Source organism: Roseibium sp. MB-4, from assembly GCF_053005265.1.
On record NZ_JBRKQB010000001.1, the window covers coordinates 1,518,579 to 1,537,531 of the forward strand.

At 61.4% G+C, this 18,953-nt stretch carries 23 protein-coding genes; 2 read left to right on the forward strand and 21 right to left on the reverse strand.

Annotated features, from left to right (window positions below; genetic code table 11):
- Positions 1-35: 35 nt before the first annotated feature.
- The gene (locus ACVDG4_RS07040; protein WP_447234498.1) at positions 36-809 is read right to left on the reverse strand and encodes an HAD-IIB family hydrolase; all 774 of its coding nucleotides are present in this window, start codon (positions 807-809) and stop codon (positions 36-38) included.
- Positions 810-2,339, reverse strand: a complete 1,530-nt coding sequence (locus ACVDG4_RS07045; protein ID WP_306146537.1) for a glycoside hydrolase family protein — start codon at positions 2,337-2,339, stop codon at positions 810-812. It lies immediately after the preceding gene.
- Between the two features lie 116 nt (positions 2,340-2,455).
- Here ACVDG4_RS07045 and ACVDG4_RS07050 point away from each other — a divergent pair, with 116 nt between their 5' ends.
- Positions 2,456-3,205, forward strand: a complete 750-nt coding sequence (locus ACVDG4_RS07050; RefSeq protein ID WP_447234499.1) for a DUF1194 domain-containing protein — start codon at positions 2,456-2,458, stop codon at positions 3,203-3,205.
- A gap of 53 nt (positions 3,206-3,258) precedes the next feature.
- On the opposite strand, the gene ACVDG4_RS07055 is transcribed toward ACVDG4_RS07050, so the two are convergent.
- The 8 genes from ACVDG4_RS07055 to ACVDG4_RS07090 form a co-directional block, all read right to left on the reverse strand.
- Positions 3,259-3,957 carry a helix-turn-helix transcriptional regulator gene (locus ACVDG4_RS07055; RefSeq protein WP_409690559.1) on the reverse strand — a complete coding sequence of 233 codons (699 nt, stop codon included), beginning with the start codon at positions 3,955-3,957 and terminating at the stop codon, positions 3,259-3,261.
- Positions 3,958-3,969: 12 nt separating this feature from the next.
- On the reverse strand, positions 3,970-4,350 hold the full coding sequence (locus ACVDG4_RS07060; RefSeq protein ID WP_055671179.1) for a VOC family protein: 381 nt from the start codon (positions 4,348-4,350) through the stop codon (positions 3,970-3,972).
- Between the two features lie 150 nt (positions 4,351-4,500).
- Positions 4,501-5,391 (reverse strand): glycoside hydrolase family protein, encoded by an 891-nt coding sequence (locus ACVDG4_RS07065; protein WP_447234500.1) that lies wholly within the window; start codon positions 5,389-5,391, stop codon positions 4,501-4,503.
- Positions 5,392-5,451: 60 nt separating this feature from the next.
- Positions 5,452-6,177, reverse strand: coding sequence for a DUF2793 domain-containing protein (locus ACVDG4_RS07070; RefSeq protein WP_447234501.1), 726 nt, complete (start codon positions 6,175-6,177; stop codon positions 5,452-5,454).
- On the reverse strand, positions 6,170-10,057 hold the full coding sequence (locus ACVDG4_RS07075) for a baseplate multidomain protein megatron (protein WP_447234502.1): 3,888 nt from the start codon (positions 10,055-10,057) through the stop codon (positions 6,170-6,172). Before ACVDG4_RS07075 ends, ACVDG4_RS07070 begins: the two co-directional genes overlap by 8 nt.
- Entirely contained in the window at positions 10,057-10,521 is a 465-nt protein-coding gene (locus tag ACVDG4_RS07080) for a C40 family peptidase (RefSeq protein WP_447234503.1), read from the reverse strand. The genes ACVDG4_RS07075 and ACVDG4_RS07080 overlap by 1 nt, the downstream gene beginning before the upstream one ends.
- Entirely contained in the window at positions 10,511-11,401 is an 891-nt protein-coding gene (locus ACVDG4_RS07085) for a phage/gene transfer agent baseplate hub protein (protein ID WP_447234504.1), read from the reverse strand. Before ACVDG4_RS07085 ends, ACVDG4_RS07080 begins: the two co-directional genes overlap by 11 nt.
- A gap of 18 nt (positions 11,402-11,419) precedes the next feature.
- Positions 11,420-12,055, reverse strand: coding sequence for a phage distal tail protein, Rcc01695 family (locus ACVDG4_RS07090; RefSeq protein WP_447234505.1), 636 nt, complete (start codon positions 12,053-12,055; stop codon positions 11,420-11,422).
- Between the two features lie 98 nt (positions 12,056-12,153).
- Between ACVDG4_RS07090 and ACVDG4_RS07095 the strand changes: the two genes are divergently transcribed.
- Positions 12,154-12,408, forward strand: a complete 255-nt coding sequence (locus ACVDG4_RS07095) for an HP1242/YdcH family protein (RefSeq protein WP_040451743.1) — start codon at positions 12,154-12,156, stop codon at positions 12,406-12,408.
- Positions 12,409-12,430: 22 nt separating this feature from the next.
- Here the strand turns inward: ACVDG4_RS07095 and ACVDG4_RS07100 are convergent, their stop codons facing one another.
- The 11 genes from ACVDG4_RS07100 to ACVDG4_RS07150 all read right to left on the reverse strand — a co-directional run bounded on the left by ACVDG4_RS07100 (position 12,431) and on the right by ACVDG4_RS07150 (position 18,892).
- A complete protein-coding gene (locus ACVDG4_RS07100) occupies positions 12,431-12,964 on the reverse strand; it encodes a phage tail tape measure protein (protein ID WP_447234506.1) in 534 nt (177 codons plus the stop codon).
- A gap of 16 nt (positions 12,965-12,980) precedes the next feature.
- On the reverse strand, positions 12,981-13,181 hold the full coding sequence (locus ACVDG4_RS07105) for a phage tail assembly chaperone (protein ID WP_447234507.1): 201 nt from the start codon (positions 13,179-13,181) through the stop codon (positions 12,981-12,983).
- On the reverse strand, positions 13,181-13,528 hold the full coding sequence (locus ACVDG4_RS07110) for a gene transfer agent family protein (RefSeq protein WP_306146519.1): 348 nt from the start codon (positions 13,526-13,528) through the stop codon (positions 13,181-13,183). The genes ACVDG4_RS07105 and ACVDG4_RS07110 overlap by 1 nt, the downstream gene beginning before the upstream one ends.
- A gap of 25 nt (positions 13,529-13,553) precedes the next feature.
- Complete coding sequence (locus ACVDG4_RS07115) at positions 13,554-13,967, reverse strand: phage major tail protein, TP901-1 family (protein ID WP_306146518.1); 414 nt, start codon at positions 13,965-13,967, stop codon at positions 13,554-13,556.
- Positions 13,968-13,992: 25 nt separating this feature from the next.
- A complete protein-coding gene (locus ACVDG4_RS07120; protein WP_447234508.1) occupies positions 13,993-14,409 on the reverse strand; it encodes a DUF3168 domain-containing protein in 417 nt (138 codons plus the stop codon).
- Positions 14,406-14,681 (reverse strand): head-tail adaptor protein, encoded by a 276-nt coding sequence (locus tag ACVDG4_RS07125; protein ID WP_447234509.1) that lies wholly within the window; start codon positions 14,679-14,681, stop codon positions 14,406-14,408. Before ACVDG4_RS07125 ends, ACVDG4_RS07120 begins: the two co-directional genes overlap by 4 nt.
- Positions 14,682-14,722: 41 nt before the next feature.
- Positions 14,723-15,292 carry a head-tail connector protein gene (locus tag ACVDG4_RS07130; protein WP_447234510.1) on the reverse strand — a complete coding sequence of 190 codons (570 nt, stop codon included), beginning with the start codon at positions 15,290-15,292 and terminating at the stop codon, positions 14,723-14,725.
- A 147-nt stretch (positions 15,293-15,439) separates the two neighbouring features.
- Complete coding sequence (locus ACVDG4_RS07135; RefSeq protein ID WP_447234511.1) at positions 15,440-16,762, reverse strand: phage major capsid protein; 1,323 nt, start codon at positions 16,760-16,762, stop codon at positions 15,440-15,442.
- Entirely contained in the window at positions 16,762-17,250 is a 489-nt protein-coding gene (locus ACVDG4_RS07140) for an HK97 family phage prohead protease (RefSeq protein ID WP_447234512.1), read from the reverse strand. Before ACVDG4_RS07140 ends, ACVDG4_RS07135 begins: the two co-directional genes overlap by 1 nt.
- 237 nt (positions 17,251-17,487) lie before the next feature.
- A complete protein-coding gene (locus ACVDG4_RS07145) occupies positions 17,488-17,685 on the reverse strand; it encodes a hypothetical protein (RefSeq protein ID WP_133951010.1) in 198 nt (65 codons plus the stop codon).
- The gene (locus ACVDG4_RS07150; RefSeq protein WP_447234513.1) at positions 17,678-18,892 is read right to left on the reverse strand and encodes a phage portal protein; all 1,215 of its coding nucleotides are present in this window, start codon (positions 18,890-18,892) and stop codon (positions 17,678-17,680) included. The genes ACVDG4_RS07145 and ACVDG4_RS07150 overlap by 8 nt, the downstream gene beginning before the upstream one ends.
- Positions 18,893-18,953: the final 61 nt, after the last annotated feature.

The window sequence follows — 18,953 nt, forward strand, 5'->3', positions numbered from 1 at the left end:
CAGTTCTTTTTTGATTTTGCCGTGTTTGATCTTTGTTAGGTGTGTGGCTCGAACTCAATTTCAACGTCTGTCCGGGGGATGGCGTTGAAAGCAGCCAATCCCTCCAGAACACCGGCCGCATGATGCGCCGCGGCGTGATAAGTCTTGTCTTTCGGCATTGCAGCCAACAGTTCCGGGCGGGCGTTGCCGACGGCAATGGCTTTCCCGGCAGCTTCAAACAGGGCCAGGTCGTTGCCGGAATCTCCGGCTGCAATCGTGTCTTGCAAGTCGATCCCGAGATGATCTGCCAGATGGCGCATGGCAGCGTCCTTGCCCGCCTCTGGTGCCAGAATGTCGAGATCACTCTTGCCGGAAAAAATATGTTTGAAGGAGAACCCGGCGTCATTAAGGCGCTGAATGACCAGGTCGGCCTGCTCCTGACCGGGCACCGCGAAACTCGCCTTGCCCGGCGTTTGAAACACCGCGTCGTGCGGCGTATGGCCCATCTTGAGCACCGCTTCGCGGATTTTGACGTCCGGCCAGGCGACGAACTGCTGCGACCAGGAGGACAGCAACATGCCCTGAAGCCGGATTTCTGTCCCCAAACCGGTGATCACTGCATCTGGCGCGAAAGTATTTGGGAAATAGGACCGGAGCGTTTCATCGACACTGGGCGCCGGCCGGCTGGAATTTAATGCAATCTTGAGCCGACCGCGGTGCCGCTCCAGAACCTGCCACAGCCTGCGAAGCGCGGCGGGGTCCCCGGTAAGCGTGTCGTCGATGTCCGAGACCAGAAGAAGCGGTTTCGCATTGTCATTTTCCGCGCGCACTCAGGCCTCCTCTTCAGGGGCAAAATATGTGGCGGTGTAAACCTGCTCTGCCGCAGCTTCCGTGACGGGCCGGCTTAACGTCTCTATCGTCAAATGGCTGAGGCAAACCGCTGCGCTCTCGGTGTAAAACCCGACCCCGCCCTCGGCGAAACTGTCATCAACCAGCGACAACACCACATACCCATCGACCGAAAACTCGATATACATTCCGTGAGCGACCACCTCGACCTGCCAAGGCCCATGCGCGTTGCCCCGGAAATGGGCTTCTTGCAGCGGTGCATATCGGAAAGCGTGCTCAAATTCCGGCGTCGGATTGGCGCCCCAGGCCCGCATTTGAGCAATTCCGTTGACCAGATCGAGCGACAGATAATACCCGTCCCCCTCATCATTCATGCGCAAGACAAGACCGGTCTTGCCCAAACCCTCAAGGGTCAGTTCGGCACGTAACCGGAAATCCTGGTGAAGGCCGGGCATTAGAAAAGCCTCGTACCCGCTCTTGCAAGACAGATGCAGGCCGTCTTCGCGGTCAATCACCGAAGCATGCGGATTGGCGTAGAGCTTTTTGCATTGATAGGAGGCGGTTACACTCTCGCTGCGCGTCACCAGATCGTTGAAGCCTGAAAAAGACTTCGCTTTCAGCCGGCCCGCGGCGTCCGTCACCAGTTCCTTCGGCGGGGGCAGCAGCTTTTTGACGCTCTCCCGGCCGTAGACGACTTCCGTTTTTGAGAAGAAGTTGAACAGCAGCAAATCGCCGCCGTTTTTGCAGATGCGCCCGGCATAGTTTCCCGATGGCATCAAGACATTGTCGAAGAAGTTTTCATAGGGTCCGCGCAGCTGATCGGCATACCAATAATGGATTTTGATGTCCTCGCGGATCGAGCCCATCAGGTAATACCGGCCGTCCAGCTTGAAGAGGTTCGGCACCTCCACATCATCATACAAACCGGGCCGGTGAAGCGGTGCTTCAAAAACGAACTGATCGGGCGCTTCCTCAACGGCGAGCGACACACAGCCCCGCCGGATGATCGGCCCGTCCTTGATCCGGGCTGAGGCAAGTAGCAGGCGCTCTCTTGTATCGGGATCCTGAAAATAGAATGGATCGCGGAAGCTGACCCATTGCCGGCCTTCATCGATCGAGCTTTCGTAATGTGGCCCCGGCACCTCGATCGGATAGGTTTTCGAGGTCGAGCGCTCCCAATGGTAAAGATCCTTAGACCGCGCAAGACCAACCCGTTGCACGCGCCCGAATTCCGACCGCGCAAGACCGGTGTAGAACATCCGCCAGCTGCCGGGCCGTTCGGGATCCGGCGTCACATGCATGGTCCACAGCATGTCATCGTCCCAATCGCCCGGTTCCCCGACGAACAGCGCATTTTTGACACGCCGCCAGGTCATCCCGTCCGGGCTCACGGCGTGTGCAATAAAGTCGTGATTGGGCAGAACGAGATGAAAAAGATGAAATAGGCCGTCGTGATAGACCACATCGACATCACCGATGTCGGATCTCAAGAAACCATGGGATGCATACATGCCCCGAGCGTACCCCGGCTGTTTTGATTTCTTCAAGTGTAGCCGGAACTTATTTTGCAACGCAACATGAAACAATGCTTGTTCTTTAAGACAGGAAAACCAGTTACCCTGCAACCATGGCCCAACTTCATCTCATAAACGCATTGCCACTCGGACAAACGCGCCACCGTTTGAAAGCCGTCCTAAAGGCCGGAATTGTTTGCGGCCTCGCCGGCGTCCTGCAAATGACGGCTGGTAGCGTGGCGCAGGCATGTTCCGTGGCGCTTGTTCTGGCGATGGACAGCTCCGCCAGCGTTGACGCACGGGAGCATCAACTCCAGATCAACGGGCTCGCCGATGCGTTTTTGGACCCGGATGTGGTCAACGCCATCGAAGTGGTTGGCGGAATATATGTCACCGCTTTTGAGTGGAGCGGCCGCTATCAACAAGTCGAGCAACTGAGCTGGCGGCTCCTCAATGACGGCGCCAGCGCGTCAGCAGCTTCCAACATTCTTCGGCAAGCCGGCCGCGGCTACACAGAGTTTCCGACCGCGCTTGGTTATGCGCTGGGACATGCGGCCGTTTTGATGAAACAGGCCCCCGCCCATTGCCGCCGCAAGGTGATCGATGTTGCCGGGGATGGCATCAACAATGACGGGTTTGGCCCCGACAGCGCCTATAAGGCGTTTGACTTTAACGGCATCACGGTCAACGGCCTGGTGATCGCCGGACCAGACTCCGTGCCGGTCGACTACTACTACGCCGAGGTGATCCGCGGTCCCGGTGCCTTTGTCGAGGTCGCCGGCACCTATGATGACTATGCCGAGGCGATGAAACGCAAGCTCATCCGCGAAATCATCGGCAGTGGCCTTGCGTCGGCTGACTAGGTCAAGACTTCTCACTGCAACATTTTTTGGCTGCCGCGGCAGGGCCGCGGCTCTCAATCCGGTTTGCCGTGGCCTTCCGCCTCCATGAGGCGATAAAAATCCTTGAGGGTTGTGCCGGGTTCCGGCCGAAACTTTTCGCCTGTGTCCTTGACGTCCGCCATACGGTCAAGGCGGAACATTCGGAAATCATTGCGCAATTCACACCAGGCCACCAGCGTCCAGACTTTGCCCCAAAACCAGAGACCGAGCGGGCGGAGCACACGGTCCGAGGTCTGCCCCTTGGCGTCCGAATAGGAAATCGACAGGCGTTTCCGGTTGTCGGCGGCAAGCTCCAGAAAGTCGATCAAGGCGCGCACGTCCTCGGTCATTTCCGGGGCAAAAGCGTGGATTTCGATCTCGTTCTGGCGCACGCGCATCCGCTCCGGAATGACAGCGTCGATCTTGACCATCGCCTCTTCGGCGGCGCGGGCCATCGCTGCCCCGCCCCAGGCCCGGATGATCCGGGCTCCGGCCAAAAGCGCTACGATTTCATCGCGGGTGAACATGAGAGGCGGCAGGTCGTAGCCATCGCGCAGGATATAGCCGACCCCGGCCGCGCCCTCGATGGGCACGCCCGAGGCCTGAAGGTCGGCGATATCGCGGTAGATGGTCCGCTCAGAGACTTCCAGCCATTCGGACAGCTGGCGCGCCCGAACGAGGCGGCCGCCGCGCAGATACTGAACAATCTGAAACAGGCGGTCGGCGCGTCTCATGCGGGTGCCGCCTTAGCTGTTGACGGCGAACATGCCGATGGAATTGCCGTCCGGATCAATGCCGTAGGCAAACCGGCCGGCCGGGATCGGGATCGGATCGGAAATGACCTCACCGCCTGCCTTGGCAAACCGTTCCATTGTCTCCTCCAGCGTGTCCGGGCAGGCAATGTGGATGGTCGGACCTGTGCCCTTTTCAGCCGGTGTGCCCGGGTAAAGATGCCCGGCAACTCCGTTTTCTTCGCTGGTCGGGAACATGGCAAAAGGATTTGGCCCCATATCGGTGACAAGGTTCAATTCTGTCTGGAAGACGTTGTTGTAGAAGACAATCGCCTTGTCCAGATCAGAAACGGGAATTTCCATCCAGACGTTGAAATGCTGAGGTTTGAAAGTCATCGGAATGCTCCTGAATTGCGGTAACAGGAAGCACCCTATCAGCCCCCTCCTGACAGCTTCCTGTCAGGAGGTTTCTGGAAATTTTGCTCGTCTCTTAGAAGGCCACAACCCGCACTCGGTAGCGGCCGTTTGAATTTGCTCAGACTGCGTTCAAAAACTGCTCAAGTTTTCCTTGAGCCATAGAAAAATCGCGCCGCGGCGTTGCCAGAGCCACAGGAGAATGGCGCTGAGGCTGGGAACCCCAGTGAGGATGAGGGCGGCTAGTGCGCCAGACAGATCTTCCAGAAGAAGCCCGCTGCCGGTGAGAAGTGTCAGGATGCCGACCAGTCCCGTACCGTTTCGAAGGGCGATGGCCCGCTCCAACGCCGCGCGGGTTGCCGGGCCGGGAATCCCATCCACCGCCAAGGGCGGATAGGCCTTTTGAAAGTCTTTGACCGCCGCCTTGGTCTGAGCCCCAAAAAACCCGTCGATTGGCCCCGGATCAAAGCCGAGCATCTTCAAGGAGCGCTGCAGCTCCATGATATCGCTGCCCGGCGCTGGCGGTGCTGCGGCCGAAGCAAGGCCATAGTCACCGTGTTCAAGCAGCCGTGCTTCCGCCGTTCGGCGTTTGACCAGCCCTTTCAGGCGCTGGCCGCCGGCCGTCAGGCCCGTTTGTGTCAGGAGGCGAGCGGCCTCAGAGACCTTGCCCGCTTTCAGTTGCTGGGCCCACCGCCAGGAGAGCGCCCGGCTGCCGAGATTGTAGACCACAGAGACGCAGGCATCGAACTGGGTCTGTGGCAAGCCGGGAAGACCTTTGCGCACGGGCGGTGCATATTCCTCATCCAGAAGTGTCAGCAGCAACTTGTTGGCCTGATCCCGCGAGATCCTGTCCCCAACCGCCAGCCCGCGGCCATGCCGTTTGCGCCACCAGCCGGCAAAGATCCGGCTGCGCATGGTAAATCCGTATCCAATGGTGACCACGCCGGCGGGGTCCAGATAGCCCCGCGAAACATAGCCCTCATGTGCTGCCAGAAAGGCGAGCCCCTGATCGCTGACTTTCATGCGTTTCCCCCGGATTGGATGTTCAAAACAAAGACGCTGTGCGGTGGTGGCTGTGATCGCTCACGCTTCAGGTGCGACGGGAAAGAAGCAGTGCACCGCAAGACGCACAGTGCCGCCGCTAAACGCACCGCCGTTCGCCGTAAGCCGGACAGCGGTATCGGCGTAAAACGCCGTTGGCCCGATCACGCCAAGATTGCTGCTGCCCGCAGCTATCCCCAAGGCCCCGCCGAACTTGGACGGCTCACCTGACAATCCGCAGTCGTAGGACGATGCCCCGGTGACTGCGGTCACCGTGCGGGCGGAGACGCAAGAGACAATCGCCCGGCTCGGGATGATCAAACCTGTCTCGGCAAAAGTGCCGGACAGCGCGGAGAGCTCTGCCTCGATCACCCGGTGCTCGCTTTGCGCCCCGAAGCCACCGCGCGCCAGAATGCGGGTTTCGGACAGCGGGCCATCCATGTCCCGCCACGCCCCGGAGAGGAACCTGAGGTCCCGCCCCTCCGACAGCACATGAATGGTGAGGCCCTCGAAGGGCACATGAAACGCCCAGGCCCCATTGCGCCACTCGGCCAGCTCCCCGTCGCGGCCCGCCCAGTCACCCGTTGCGCCCGGGGCAACAAGAAAAAGATCCCCCTCATTGGCGGCAGGTGGCGCGGTCAGATCACGGGACTGCACCACCGGTTGGCTGAGCGCGTCAAGCGTCAGGAGCGCCTCGTTGTGAGTGACATGTTTCTGGGCCTGCGCGGCCGCCAGCAACGGGAGGGCAAGACGTAAGGTCTCAGACATGACGGACAGCCTTTCGCTCATAACCGCGCCCGGTGCGTTGGGAGAGCTGGGCAACGGCAAAATGGATTTCGCCGAGTGTTCCGCCGAAGTCGGCAAGTTCTTCGGCGCCTGGATAAAGGACAGTCGGGCTGCCGGATGTCAGCGTGCGCAGAACCGCGCCCTGGTCTGTCAGGATGTCGATCTCAAAGGCTTCAAACTCCTCGCCAAGCGGCACCTCGGCCTGTTCCCAGCTGAGACCGCTGTCCCGCGTCTGGCGGATCCAGCTAAGGACAATGCCTCCCCCCGTCCGCCGGGCCTTGAGGTGAACCGGGGCCAAGGGCCAGGCCGCCCGCTGGGTACTCGCGTGGCTTGCGGTCACCGCCGCCGGATCGTCCAGCGCCCGCCCCTCCGGCACAATGCGATAGTTGAGGCTGAGGCCGGATTGATCGCTGGAGATGGGCACAAGCGGTGTCCTGTCTTCTGCGAGCAGCACCACATTGGCCCCCAAAGCCGCACCGCTCAGCATGTCGGTTTCCGTGCCCCTTTGCCCCCGCAACAAGGTGCTGAGCCGGTAGGTCTTCGGCGCTATTAGTTCGGCGGTGACAAATTGCAGGATCTCCCAGCCCCCGGACTGGCAGCGCACGGCCATCGCGTTCGCGCCTGCCAAGACCTCGGCTTCTGCCCGGCTCTGAAGCTGCCCGTCAAGGAGCGTGACCTCCAGAGTGTTTGCGCGGTCGAACACCCACATCGGCCCCGGAGCCAACGGCACGGCCAGGGTTCCGATACTTGCTGGCGCAGGAATGCTCATGATGGCTGCAAAACCGGCCTCCGAGGCGCTGCGCATCACAGTCAGTCCGCCCGGCCAGGGTTTGGCGTAGGCCGCAAGACGCACGGCATCGTCCGGATCGCCGGCGTTAAGTTTTGGCAGGTCCAGAAACACGACATAAGGCGGGCTCAAGTCGGAATTCTGGTAGCCGCCGCCGGGAGCATCCGGGCCGCCTGCAGCCGGCGACAGCTCCGCCGTTATCCGCACCGCCTCGATCCGGCGGATCCCGGTGTCTTCAATCGATGTCACGCGCACGGTGAGCGGCGGGTCAAATGTGGCGGTCGGCGTGCCGCTCAAGGAAATGACGTCGCCCGGCTCCAGATCAATCCGGTCAGGGCCAACGGCAAACGAAACTCGCTCCCGCTCGGACCAGATCCGGTGAAGACGCCGGTCGGCCGCTATGCTCAAGGGCTCGGGCATGGAGCATGCCGGCAGGATCTGCGTTTCCACCTGGCGACTGCCGCCTTCCAGTCTGCGGGACGCGGAAACCCGGCGGCGGAAATCGCTGACCGGATCATCCGCCCCGAAGCGGACTTCAGCGGAGAGTTCGTTCGCCTGTGCCCGTGTCTGCGAAAGAAGGCTGTTCTCCGCCCCCGGGTCGGCAAGGTCGTCCGCGTGAAGGGTGGTCACTGTTTCCGGCAGAACAGTCGAAAGCTCTAAGTGCGTGCCCCGGTCAGAGGCCTGACCGGAGAACGCGGTCAGCACGGGTTCCAGCACATCGCGGGCGCTGACAGGGCCACTCAAGGTGTACCCGTCGAGGCTTCCGGCAAGACCAAAGACCTTTACATCTTCATCTGATATCTCGTAGTCGGCGAGCACCGCCTTGCACAGGCCTTGAATGGAAATGCCGCCGAGCCGGCCGGAGAGCCAGTGCCCGAGCCGCCAGTTGCCCCCATCGGCCCAGACGTTGGAGAACATCGGAAAGGCCGGAAAAGGGCGCGCGTCCCAGGTCCAGAGATAGATCCCGTCCGGATCGACCATCGGCCCGCCATAGACTTGAGACACGGGATTGTCGCCCGCATCAAATTCCGGATGACCGTTCGACCACCAGCTGAGCGCGGCTTCCAGCGCCCGGCGCTGGCTGACATCATCGCGAAAGCCGCGCGAGAAGTAAGGAAACGCACTTTCTGATGACTTCGGGTCAACGAACACATTCGGCTGGTTGGCGCTCCGGTCGATCGCCGGAAAGCCAAGCTCGGTAAACCGGACAGGCTTGGATTGCGGCACCCAGCCGGTCGGGGCTGCGTCCTCAACACCGCCCACCCGCTCGTAATGCAGTTCTTGCCAAAAACTCCAGATGTCCTTGGTCCGAAAAACCCAAGGCTTGTTGTAGGCGCCGTCCGTGATGGCGGTGCGGGTGCCAGTGGCCCGGTCCGCGCTGCTGGCATAGTACCAGTCGTAATATTCACCGCCCTTGATCCCGGCGCGCAGGTTCGCAAGGTCATAGCTACTGAAGCCACCGTCCGGATCGCCGTCATCGCGCAGATCGCTCAAGGGCAGATAGTTGTCGATACCGATATAGTCGATCTCCGGCGACGCCCAAACCGTATCGAGCGGAAACCGAAGTTCGGTATCAGAGACCTGATGCGCCCCATATTCGGACCAGTCCGCCGCATAGGAGATTTTGACGCCGCTGCCGACAAGCGCCCTGACGTCTGACGCAAGCAAGCGCAGCTGGTCGGCGAACGGATAACTGCCCCCACCGGCATGCGCACGGGACATCCCCCGCATTTCCGTACCGACCAGAACGCTTTCCACTCCTCCTGCCGCCTTTGCGAGCGCCGCGCAATGCAGGATATGCCGACGGAACGACCATTCATCCGGCCCATTGTAGGTAACCGTGCCGCCGCTGACGGAAAAATGCGCCGCCGAGGCCGTCCCGACGAAACTTGAAACGTCCGCCGCAACCGCGCCCACCGGAACGATGCGCCCCCGCCAGGGGTAAGGGGCCTGCTCCGCGCTTCCATATGGGTCCGGCAGACCGTTGCCCGGTGGCACGTCCATCATGATGAACGGATAAAGCAGCACCTTAAGACCGTGCGCCTTCAGATCCTGAATGGCTGCGATCACGCTGCTGTCCGACGGTGTGCCGCCATAGGCAGGCCGCCCGTCGATGCGTGACACCTCGTCGGCCTCGTCCCGTTCAAGACCTGCAACACGCCAGACATCACCCACCGTGACCGTGCCATTGGCTTCCACCTTAGGCCGGACGGTGCAGGATCCGGCGCGCAGGTCATCGCCGAACCACGCGACTATCAGCGCAACGCGCTTGAGATTGGGACACAGCGCAAGAAGTTCCTCGATGGACTCGGCCCAGTCGGATACCGCCGCCACCATATGCCGGTTGATGGGCTGCTGCTCGCCCGGACCCAGCACTTTCGAGACAATGCCCGGCGCATAGGCGAACTCCCCGGCGCCTGGAATGATCGTGATCGCCCGGACCTGGTTCTCCAGCGGTTCAACCACCCGGATCACCTCAAAACTCAATTGCGGCAGACGGTTGCCGAAGGGTTTCAGATCCAGCCGTTCAAAGACCACATAGGCCGTGCCCCGATAGGCGGGCGCCGTGTCCTGAAACGCTGCAATCAGTGGGTCGGGCATCTGATCATCCGACCCGTAATAGACCCGAAAGGTGATTTGCCGTGTGTCGAGCTCCTTGCCGTCCGCCCAGATCCGGCCGACCCGGGCGATTTTTCCTTCGCACAGGCCCACGGCGAAATTGGCGAAATAACTGTAGGTGGTGACGGTCGCGGTGCTGCGGCTGCCGCCCGCCTTGCCGCCCTGCTTTTCCGTGGTGACGACTTCCTCGAAGTTGGTCGCCCAGATCAGCTGCCCTGCAAGGCGCACCCGGCCATAGACCTTCGGGATGGAAGCGCCCTCGCTGGACGATTGCACGGAAAGATCCGCCAGGCGGCTGCCTTCAATGTCCCGTGAGGCCCCGCCGCCAAACAGGGACTGATCGATCAGGTTTCCCGCAAGGGAGCCCGCCGCCTTGCCGATCACCCCGCCAAACCCGCCCAGACCAAAGGCGGCCCCGGCCGCTTTTCCCGCAGCTGCCAGCACAAGCGTCGCCATTAGACAGTCTCCTTCGGAAAGGTAAAACTTGCTGCGATCCGCCGCTGCCAGCTTGGCACCAGCGGGCTTTCGATCACCCCAACCCGCTCATAGGCATGGATGAGACGGGGGGCGGCTTGAAGCGGCGCACTCAGGATGCCGACATGTTTGGCCGGCACACCATCGCGCCAGCGGAACACAAGCACATCGCCGGGCTCGGTAGCCTCCGGCGCGATCTCCAAAAGCCAGCGCCGTCCGGCCTCAAGCAGCGTTTCGCGCCCGCCGGTCTCCGCCCAATCCGCCGAATAGGGTGATAAAGCCTGCGGCTCCGCGCCATAATGCGCGCGCCAGATGCCGCGCAGGAGACCCAGGCAATCGCTGCCCGCCCCCCGGCAACTTGCCTGATGGCGGTAGGGCGTGCCGATCCAGCGGCGCGCCTCGGCGAGCACCGCCGCTCGGCCGGTCCCCATAACGTCATTCGACACGGGCACTGCCATCGTTGAGGCCGGTGTTGCGGTTTGGATAGGACAAGGCGAAATCGCTCCCCGGCATATGCGGAAACCCCTGATAATTCAGATGATTGGCAAACTTTGTCCGGCAGGTTTCAAAGTCCTTGGAACAGCCAGCCCGGACCTCGATTTCCGTTCCCGGTGCAAGTGCCTCGGGTGCAGGCTGGAACAGCGACAGAACCGACACGGCACCTTCCTGCCGGTGACTGGCAACCTCCGATGCAAATCCGGCAAGCGGTCCGGTCAACACCTTCACCCTGCCCCGGCTGAACCAGCCATTTGCATAGGTCTCCAGCCCGGTACCGCGGAGCCATTCACGTTGTGCGGTCGTCACCGTGGCCGTTGCCTGATAGGCCGGGCTGGTCAGATCAACCTTGCACCGGCTGTCGCCAAGATCCGCATCGCAAATCCGGGCAAACACCCGCCCCTGCCGGCTCTCCAGAAGATGCGCCAGACCCCGAATCTCGGCCCGGAACACCGCCCCCGCACGGCCGACCTCTCCGATGCGGGCGCGCCTGAGCAGGACATGATCTGACGGTGTTTGCCAATTGACCAGAAAGACCCGGACGTCCGCATTGTCCCACAGGCCTGCTTCCAGATCTGTCTCGGAAAGCGCCGTGCTTTCCAGCGTTCCGGAGACATCCCCACCCCCGGTCGCAAACTCCGGCCCATCGTTCATCGCCGATGGTGAAAGGCCGTTTTGCGGCTGGCACACAACGCCCTCCACGCTCAAGGCCCGGTCGTGATCGGTAAACCCGAGCCGGACGCCATCTGCGCGCTTGATGATCCAGCAGGTCGCAAGGGTGGTAATCCGGCCGCCGAGATGCGCGGCCAGGTCGGGCGGCAAAGTTTTCATCAGTTACCTGCTTTGTACTTAGAACCGGATCTCGACCAACGGGATCGAGGGAATGTCGCCGGCCTCGAAATGGGTCAGGCTGAGGTCCAGGCGGTCGGTGTCGAACCGGACCGGCACGTCGAACAGGAAACCGGCTGTGACGGAACTCCCTACGGACGGCGCTTCGGAAAACACGATGTCGCCCGTCGACGCATCGACCTCAAAGTCCGCCCCGGCGGTTTGTTCTACCCCGGCTACGGCTACCCGCACACTGCTTGCAACCGGCAATCGGATAGCCCGGCTATAGGCCAGTTCACCGCTCCCGTATGTCTTCGTCAACGGAAACCTAACCGTGCTATCGTCGCCTTCCCCAATGGACTGATCCACGGCTTGAGGCGGATTGCCCGCCATTGAACTCGCATGGTCAAAAGGATCGCGCAGACGAAAGCCGTAAAGACGGCCGCGCGCTTTCTCAAACAACGCGAGCACAGCCCTCAAGTCTTCAAGCGACCGGACTCCGGTTGCTGCGTCGTATCGGCGGCGGCTGTCGGCCCATCGCGCATTGCGGGTCTCGTAGCCGGTCGCCAACGGAACAATTTCTGTCCGGCGCTCCGGCCCGCCGAGTGCTCCAAAGGCAATACTGCCCGGAAAACTCTCATTCAGAAAGGCGTCCATGAAAATCTCCGTCGCAAATCGGACTTTGATTGATCTGTCTCAAGGTGTTTGGAAACTGGCGGCGGCACTTTGGGGGCCTCTAAAGGAGGCAAAATAGAATGAGTCACGTTCCTCACGAACTGCATGAAGAATTCCCGGACGCGGCAGACGCGCTCCACACATTGAAGACCACCGATGCCCATTTCGCCCGCCTGGCCGAAGAGTATCACACCATCAACCGCGAAGTGCACCGCATCGAAACCGATGTGACACCAGCATCCGATGAAGTTCTTGAAGACCTGAAGAAGAAGCGCCTTCACCTGAAAGACCAGATTGCCGCCATGCTTGCGGCTGCGGCAAACGCCGGTTCCTGAGCCCCTCCTTTTCAGGCCGGTGTTAGAGCCCGCGTCGTCCCCGTCCGACGGCGCGGGCCACCATCGCCGAGACCTGAGCTTCTGACCGCCGGAAACTTTCGGCATCCTGCGCAGTCACATTTACCTGCACTGCTGGCATGGGGGACCGGTCGCCCTCCGCGAACCTGACCCCCAAGCGCCCATCCGCTCCTCTGGCAAGGGCCAGAATCGCCTCCGGACCGGCTTCGCCCATCAAACCGGACACGCCATTTCCCATATTGAACAGCGCCGGAGCGCCGACCACCCCGCCCTTGGCAAACGGGATAATTGTGTCGAAGAGGCTGCCTGCCGCCTTTTCCAAAGGTGCGAGCGCTGAATTCAGCACCCGGGAGGACGCGGACAACGCGATCTTCTTGAAGACGCTTTCGAGCGATTTGCCATCCACAAGGGCCGACTTGAGGCCGCCGACAAGACTGCGGGAAATGTTTTGAGCGCTGCGGTCGATCTCCATCATCTTCGTCCGGAACTCCTCGAGATCTGCCAGCGGCACATCAAGATCCAGGTCACGGTCAGTCATGAGGTCTCCCTTCCTTCTAGTCTTCAGCACGGCCGCATGTTGCCGTGTCCGGATGGGTTCTGATCAGCTGGTCCAATTCGGATCGTTTGAGGCCATCCGCCGGATGGCCAAGGCCCAAAACAGCCTCAAGTTCCCGCGGCGTCGCAGCCCAAAACTCGGCCGGCGTCCAAGCCCAGCGCGTTGCAGTTATCCGCAAGAGATCTGTCCAGGGCAGCATTAAGATGCTTCCGCCAGCGGTTCGTCGTCTTCCGTAGAGGGGGCACCAAACGCGGCCGTCAGGAGATCCGCCGCGATCGCGGCAAAACCGGCGACACCGCCAGCGGCCTTCATCATCGCCACCTGATCATTGGTGACATCGTGGCCTGCACCTCTCAAGCCGGCCCCCAACAAAACGATTATGTCGGATGCCGACAAGCTGTCCGGTGAAAACCTCTGAAGCAGGGCTGGAAGGCTCTCGCATTTGTAAGCCGCCTCCAGCTCGGCCAACGCGCCAAGCGTCAGAACCAACGTCCATGTCCGGCCATCGAGTTGGGCGGTAATCTCTCCTCGGAACCTGTTTGGCATCTAATTTCTCCCCGAATTGCATCCCTCAGACCGCGGTAAAGCTCACCTGCCCTGCGGAGGACAGCGCCAGTTCGAAAGTCACCTCGCCATCGTGGCGGCCGGCATATTCCAGGCTGGTGATTTGAAATTGACCCTCCAGCGTTCCGAAATCCGGAACGACAACTTGCCAGGGCCGGATCGCACCATCGAAAAAGAGCTGGCGAACGGCGGTGTCACTTTGCGCATCCCGGAATAGGCCGGAACCGGACAGGCTTGCTGCTCGGGTTCCAGCCCCTTCCAGAAGCTCACGCCAGCGGCCCGCGCTGTCGGATGTGGTTATGTCGACAGTTGTGGCATTGAGCGCCACTTGCCGCGCCCGAAGGCCCGCCACGGTGACAAACGTGCCGTTCGATTCAGCATCCAGTTTCAAGAGCAGATCGCGTCCGCGCTGTGCGCCCATGGCGTTCTCCTGTCAGAAGGTCATCTCAGGTAAGCGGCTCGGTGACCGCTCTTAACGAACTCGATGCCCGATAGCCCCGTCCGTCGCGCAGCTTGCGGCTGAGCACGTTCGTTATGGTGAGGTTCACAAGCCTGTGTCCGATCAAGGATACCGGCCCTGTCATCAGGACCTCGGCCGCACGGCCTGCTGCTTGGGCGGCTTCATCCCGGCTGAGCTTGCGGGAGAACACGCTTAGGGCCAGTGAGTGCACCATACCCTCGCCGATCTCCGTGAGCAGCGGCCGGGTGTCCAAGCTTTCCAGCACGAGGTAGGGAAAGGCATCTGCCCGCGGCGGTGTTTCAAAAATCCGGTCTGGCCCGAGCAAACCAGACAGGACGCCATCAGCCTTGAGCAGAGAAAACAAACCGGCCCGCAGCGCCGTTTGAACGTCGGAAAGGCTCATGGGCTTTCCTCCTCTGTCTCACATAGAAGTTCCCGTCTCAGGCCCGTTGGATCGCAGACCGACAAAACCCGGAAAACGCGGTTTCCGGAGAGGATCCGCCAGCCGCCAGCCAATCCGGAGAAGGGCCGTAACCGGATCTCCCAGGTTTTGGAACTTGCTGTCCGGCTGTCCGCGAAGCGCTCGCTCTGGCTTTTCAGGCGAAGCGCGGCGAACACGGATCCAGCAGCTTCGTAAGTGGTCGTGATGTCCCCGGAAGCGGATCGGGACTCCAAAGGCCTCTGCAAGATAACCGGCACACGGTAAGCCCCGGCCCTCATAACAGCGGCACCCGGACGGTGGACAACAACCGGTCGAGCCCTTGCGGCAGGCTGGCAACAGCCAGATCCGTTCCGGCTTCCCGGTGTTCGAACCAATGACCGGCCAGAAGACGCACGGCCTGCCGGAAGTTTTCCGGAACATCTGACGCGGCCGGGCCATATCCGGCTGTGAAATCAATCTCAGCCGCCATAAGGTCGGAGGCAGGAAGTCCGGCTCCAAGCCTGATTTTCACCCGTTCAGGCTGCGCGGAGCGGTCGAGTTGCCAATCAGAAGGTTGAAGCTGGGCCGCATTGCCATCGCGATCATAGACCGTGATCTGATCAACGGACTGCACCGGCGACACGGGCAGCCGGACAATGCGGCCAACCGGCCAGCCATCCAGGTATAGTCGCCAGGACTGGGAAATCAGAGCACGCCGGGTGGTCTGTTCGATATGCGTCCGCGCGGCCTTGAGGAAGCCTGAAAGGTTGCTGTCCTCTTCAGTGCCGCTCAGCCGGAGATGCGCACGCATTTCTTCGACCGCCACAGGTTCGGTGGCCGGATCATTCAAACGGATCGATGTCATGGGCGTTTCCCAAAAAAGAAGGCGCCGCAGGTCCAAAGGAGTGCGGCGCCAGTCTGGGGAGGAACGACCCTCATCGTTCATTGGAAAATGTGGGTCTGCTAGGTAAGACTTACAAGGCAAGAAAACGTGAGCCCTGTGTAACCAGTTTTATGCGGAGAACATCAAGAGTTTGATCGCGTCATAGTCCTGAACGCCGCCGCCGACCCGTTTTGTGGTGTAAAACAGCACATAGGGCTTTGCGGAATAAGGGTCACGCAGCAATCGCACGCCCGTGCGGTCGACCACGAGATAGCCGCGCCGGAAGTCGCCGAAGGCAATCGCGGGGGCATCATTGGCAATGTCTGGCATGTCCTCAGCTTCCGTGATTGGGAAATTCAGCAAGGTCGCCGCGCCGTCCACACCGGCAGGCGGCTGCCACAGGTAGGTCCCGTCGCCGTCCTTCAGCTTTCGGATTTCGCTCTGCGTCTTGCGGTTCATGACGAACCGGCCGTTTTGCCGGTAGCCGCTCTTCAAGGAATAGATGAGGTCAATGAGCGTATCTCCGGCATCCGATGCCGGGAACGCTCCAGCCGCGCCGGTGGGCATCGTGCCGAGCGAACCCCAGGTCCAGCTGCTCTCGGCAACACGCGGTGCCTGGAGGAAACCAAGCGGCTTGTTGACGCCATCGCCATTGACAAAGGCCGCTCCCTCCTGCTCGGCAAAGGCGGCTTCCACCTCTTCCGCGATCCACTGATCCATGTCGACCGCCGCATCATCCAGCAGTGTCGATGTCGCGGCGGGCATGGCATAGAGTTCCATCGCCGGAAATGTCAGCTCAGCCAGTTGCGGGCCGTTCGTTTGCGGCCGGGCGGCGGTTTCGCCAACCCACCCGGATTGCGGGCCGGTTACGGCGAACGGTTTCTTATAGGTCGAGGACGAGACCTGCCGGTTGCCGGAAATCGCCCGGATGGGGGAGACCTGCGACAAGCGGCGCATGATCCCGGCTTCCGTTTCCTCCGGTACCAGATAGCCGCCATCCGGATCAGATCCGGCCGACAGGGCTTTGACTTCCAGCGGACGCAAGGGCTGTTCCCGGCCGGAACGCACATAGGCCTCAAAGGCTGCCTTGTGTTCCAAGGCCGCCAATGTCATCTGACGCGGACCCTGCCTGCCGATCTGAGGGCGGCGGCTTTTCAAGGTCAGATCGTCGAGACGTCGCTGTGTGGCGTCGAGGGCTGCATCCAGCCGGTCGAGTTTTTCCAGCGAGATCACGTCCGCACTGCCCCGGCTTTCAATTTCCGCAAGGCGCGCATCATTGACGGCCCGGTAGCTCTCGAAAGTCCGGAAGAACGCGTCGAAGGTCCGGGCAACGTCATTACCGCCGGAGGAATCGGGGGTGGGAGCAGCCGGTACCGGGGGCATTCCACCAGGCATGTCCGCCTTGGTTTCCAGAGGCAGGTCATCTGGCACCCAGTCTGAAGGTCCTGTCATCACAAATACTCCCTTGATCCAATGTTTGGTGTGCGTGGGGTTGGCGTGTTCGAAGGTGGTGTCAAAAGCCGGACCCGTGCCTCGTCAACTTGCGGAAAGGTGACGAGGGAAATTTCCCAAAGATCAATGTCTTGCAGGATCCGGCCAGATCCGCGGTGCGGTCTGCGGGCGGTGCGCGCCTTGAAACCGATGGACAGCCCGGAAAGGGCCCCTGCCCGGATTAGGCTCGCCGCTTCAAAAGCTGCAACAACGCCCGGGGCAAGGTCCCCTTCGGCCCATAGCCCGTGTTGTGTTTCCATCAGCCGCGTCCAACGGCCGAGCGGGCGGGCCGGATCGTGCTGCCACAACAGCGGGACACGTGCCGGCGGACGCTGTCGGAGGCTCCTCTGGAACGCACCAGGCAGCACCGTGTCCCCAGCGCCATCCGGTTTGCCGAAGACGCTTGCATAACCGGCGACCCGCACCGGGGCACCTGCCGCTCCGGCCATCAAGTACCGTCCCCACGAGAGGGTTTGACGTCTTTCCTCACCTGAATGGCGAGATAAAACAAACGGCCTGAAAAATCTCGGAAGACCGGCAAATGCTCGGTTCGGTGACCGGATGCATTCGCGCCAAACCGCTGAAGCAGCGTTGTTTTCGAGCTGCGGGCACGGCACTGCGGTCTCCCGCTGTCCAGGGAGTTGCTTTGAAGGCTCATTCCGCCCTCCTTTTAAGATGTATTGGCCTTAAAGCGTTCCAAGCTCGGCGAGATAACGGTTCAGCCGGGCGACCTCGCTGACGAAGTCGGAAAAGCGCTGATTGGACAGCGCTAACTCGCGGACGAGCACGAGGCCTATCAAGGTCGCCGTCGCAGCCCACAAAAACAGCGCGAGATGGGCTAAATCCCCGCGCGCCATGACATGAGCGGTTAAATCTTCAATCATCCTGCGCCTCCCCTAACGTGCCGCGCCGCGCGCCGTAGCCGACGGCCTGGCGTTTTTCATCGTCCGACAAGAACGCAGCCGCACCGACGCGCCGCCACAAGGCCTCCCGCTCCGACGACAAGGCTTCGATCGCATCGAGATCCGGCTCCAGGCGCAAACCATCGCCAAAAGCTGGTCCCAGCCAACTGGCAAGATGGCCCGCCGTCCGCCGCACCAGCGGCAAGACCGCCCCGCGCCAGAGCGCCCGGCCCGCTTCCTGATAATTGGCGTAAGTGTTGTCACCCGGAATGCCGAGCAGCATAGGCGGCACCCCAAAGGCGAGCGCGATTTCCCGGGCGGCCTGGTTCTTCGCCTCGATGAAATCCATGTCCTTCGGGGTGAGCCCCATCGGCTTCCAGTCGAGGCCCCCTTCCAGCAGCAAAGGCCGTCCGGCATTGCGCGCGCCTTGGTAGCCGTCTTCCAACTCGGCCTTGAGCCGGTCGAACTGATCGCTTGTCAGATTGAGCGCATCGCCCGCCCCATAGATTAGCGCTCCGGAAGGTCGGGCGGCATTGTCGAGCAGCGCCTTGTTCCAACTTGCTGCCGCATTGTGAATGTCGAGCGCCATCTGCGCAGCTTCAACTGGCGCAAACCCATAATGATCATTCAGCGGATGAAACAGCTTCAGATGACGGACAGAAGCTACCTCTTCTCCGTCGTCCGCTTCTGCCGGCAAGCGCACGGTGCGACCCGCGGCGGTGTAGTCGAAGGCCTCCGGCCAGCCATGGGATCCCGGCACCACCTTCACCCGGTCCGGCCGCAGCGCATAAAGTTCGCGCGGGACACCATCGACCGGCACCTGCTCCAGATAGGCGTTGCCGGAGACCAGCAGATAGCCGTAAAGCGCCTCCAGAAAATCAGCGCCGGTTTCATGAGCATTGGGCCGGGCGAGCAGTGCCAGCAACGGATGCTCCGACAGCTCCTTATACCCTTCAAAGAGCAGCAGCGGCACAGCGGCGGCCGTCTCCGACAACAGCCGGACAGCGCGGTGCACCACAGGATTTTTTGCAAACCCCTCCCGCGCCAGAGCCGCATAATCGCGTGGGCTCCAGACCGGCTGCGCTGTCCCCTGGATCGCAAGCAAAGGCCCGGTGCGGGAGGCTTTTTCCTCAAGTGCCGCTGCGGGACCTGCACCCCAGATTGATTCAAGTGCCTTTCTTAAGCGCATGAAATAACGATCCTTTCCGCGCCCGTTAAAGCGCTGAGTCAAGGCTTTGAGAGCCCGATTC

Bases quoted from the DNA above. Each gene is read 5' to 3' on its own strand.
- ACVDG4_RS07045 (WP_306146537.1), bottom strand. From the start codon at position 2,339: ATGTATGCATCCCATGGTTTCTTGAGATCCGACATCGGTGATGTCGAT.
- ACVDG4_RS07050 (WP_447234499.1), top strand. From the start codon at position 2,456: ATGGCCCAACTTCATCTCATAAACGCATTGCCACTCGGACAAACGCGC.
- ACVDG4_RS07055 (WP_409690559.1), bottom strand. From the start codon at position 3,957: ATGAGACGCGCCGACCGCCTGTTTCAGATTGTTCAGTATCTGCGCGGC.
- ACVDG4_RS07060 (WP_055671179.1), bottom strand. From the start codon at position 4,350: ATGACTTTCAAACCTCAGCATTTCAACGTCTGGATGGAAATTCCCGTT.
- ACVDG4_RS07065 (WP_447234500.1), bottom strand. From the start codon at position 5,391: ATGAAAGTCAGCGATCAGGGGCTCGCCTTTCTGGCAGCACATGAGGGC.
- ACVDG4_RS07070 (WP_447234501.1), bottom strand. From the start codon at position 6,177: ATGTCTGAGACCTTACGTCTTGCCCTCCCGTTGCTGGCGGCCGCGCAG.
- ACVDG4_RS07075 (WP_447234502.1), bottom strand. From the start codon at position 10,057: ATGGCGACGCTTGTGCTGGCAGCTGCGGGAAAAGCGGCCGGGGCCGCC.
- ACVDG4_RS07085 (WP_447234504.1), bottom strand. From the start codon at position 11,401: ATGAAAACTTTGCCGCCCGACCTGGCCGCGCATCTCGGCGGCCGGATT.
- ACVDG4_RS07090 (WP_447234505.1), bottom strand. From the start codon at position 12,055: ATGGACGCCTTTCTGAATGAGAGTTTTCCGGGCAGTATTGCCTTTGGA.
- ACVDG4_RS07095 (WP_040451743.1), top strand. From the start codon at position 12,154: ATGAGTCACGTTCCTCACGAACTGCATGAAGAATTCCCGGACGCGGCA.
- ACVDG4_RS07100 (WP_447234506.1), bottom strand. From the start codon at position 12,964: ATGACTGACCGTGACCTGGATCTTGATGTGCCGCTGGCAGATCTCGAG.
- ACVDG4_RS07105 (WP_447234507.1), bottom strand. From the start codon at position 13,181: ATGCTGCCCTGGACAGATCTCTTGCGGATAACTGCAACGCGCTGGGCT.
- ACVDG4_RS07110 (WP_306146519.1), bottom strand. From the start codon at position 13,528: ATGCCAAACAGGTTCCGAGGAGAGATTACCGCCCAACTCGATGGCCGG.
- ACVDG4_RS07115 (WP_306146518.1), bottom strand. From the start codon at position 13,967: ATGGGCGCACAGCGCGGACGCGATCTGCTCTTGAAACTGGATGCTGAA.
- ACVDG4_RS07120 (WP_447234508.1), bottom strand. From the start codon at position 14,409: ATGAGCCTTTCCGACGTTCAAACGGCGCTGCGGGCCGGTTTGTTTTCT.
- ACVDG4_RS07130 (WP_447234510.1), bottom strand. From the start codon at position 15,292: ATGACATCGATCCGTTTGAATGATCCGGCCACCGAACCTGTGGCGGTC.
- ACVDG4_RS07135 (WP_447234511.1), bottom strand. From the start codon at position 16,762: ATGACAGGACCTTCAGACTGGGTGCCAGATGACCTGCCTCTGGAAACC.
- ACVDG4_RS07140 (WP_447234512.1), bottom strand. From the start codon at position 17,250: ATGGCCGGAGCGGCAGGTGCCCCGGTGCGGGTCGCCGGTTATGCAAGC.
- ACVDG4_RS07145 (WP_133951010.1), bottom strand. From the start codon at position 17,685: ATGATTGAAGATTTAACCGCTCATGTCATGGCGCGCGGGGATTTAGCC.
- ACVDG4_RS07150 (WP_447234513.1), bottom strand. From the start codon at position 18,892: ATGCGCTTAAGAAAGGCACTTGAATCAATCTGGGGTGCAGGTCCCGCA.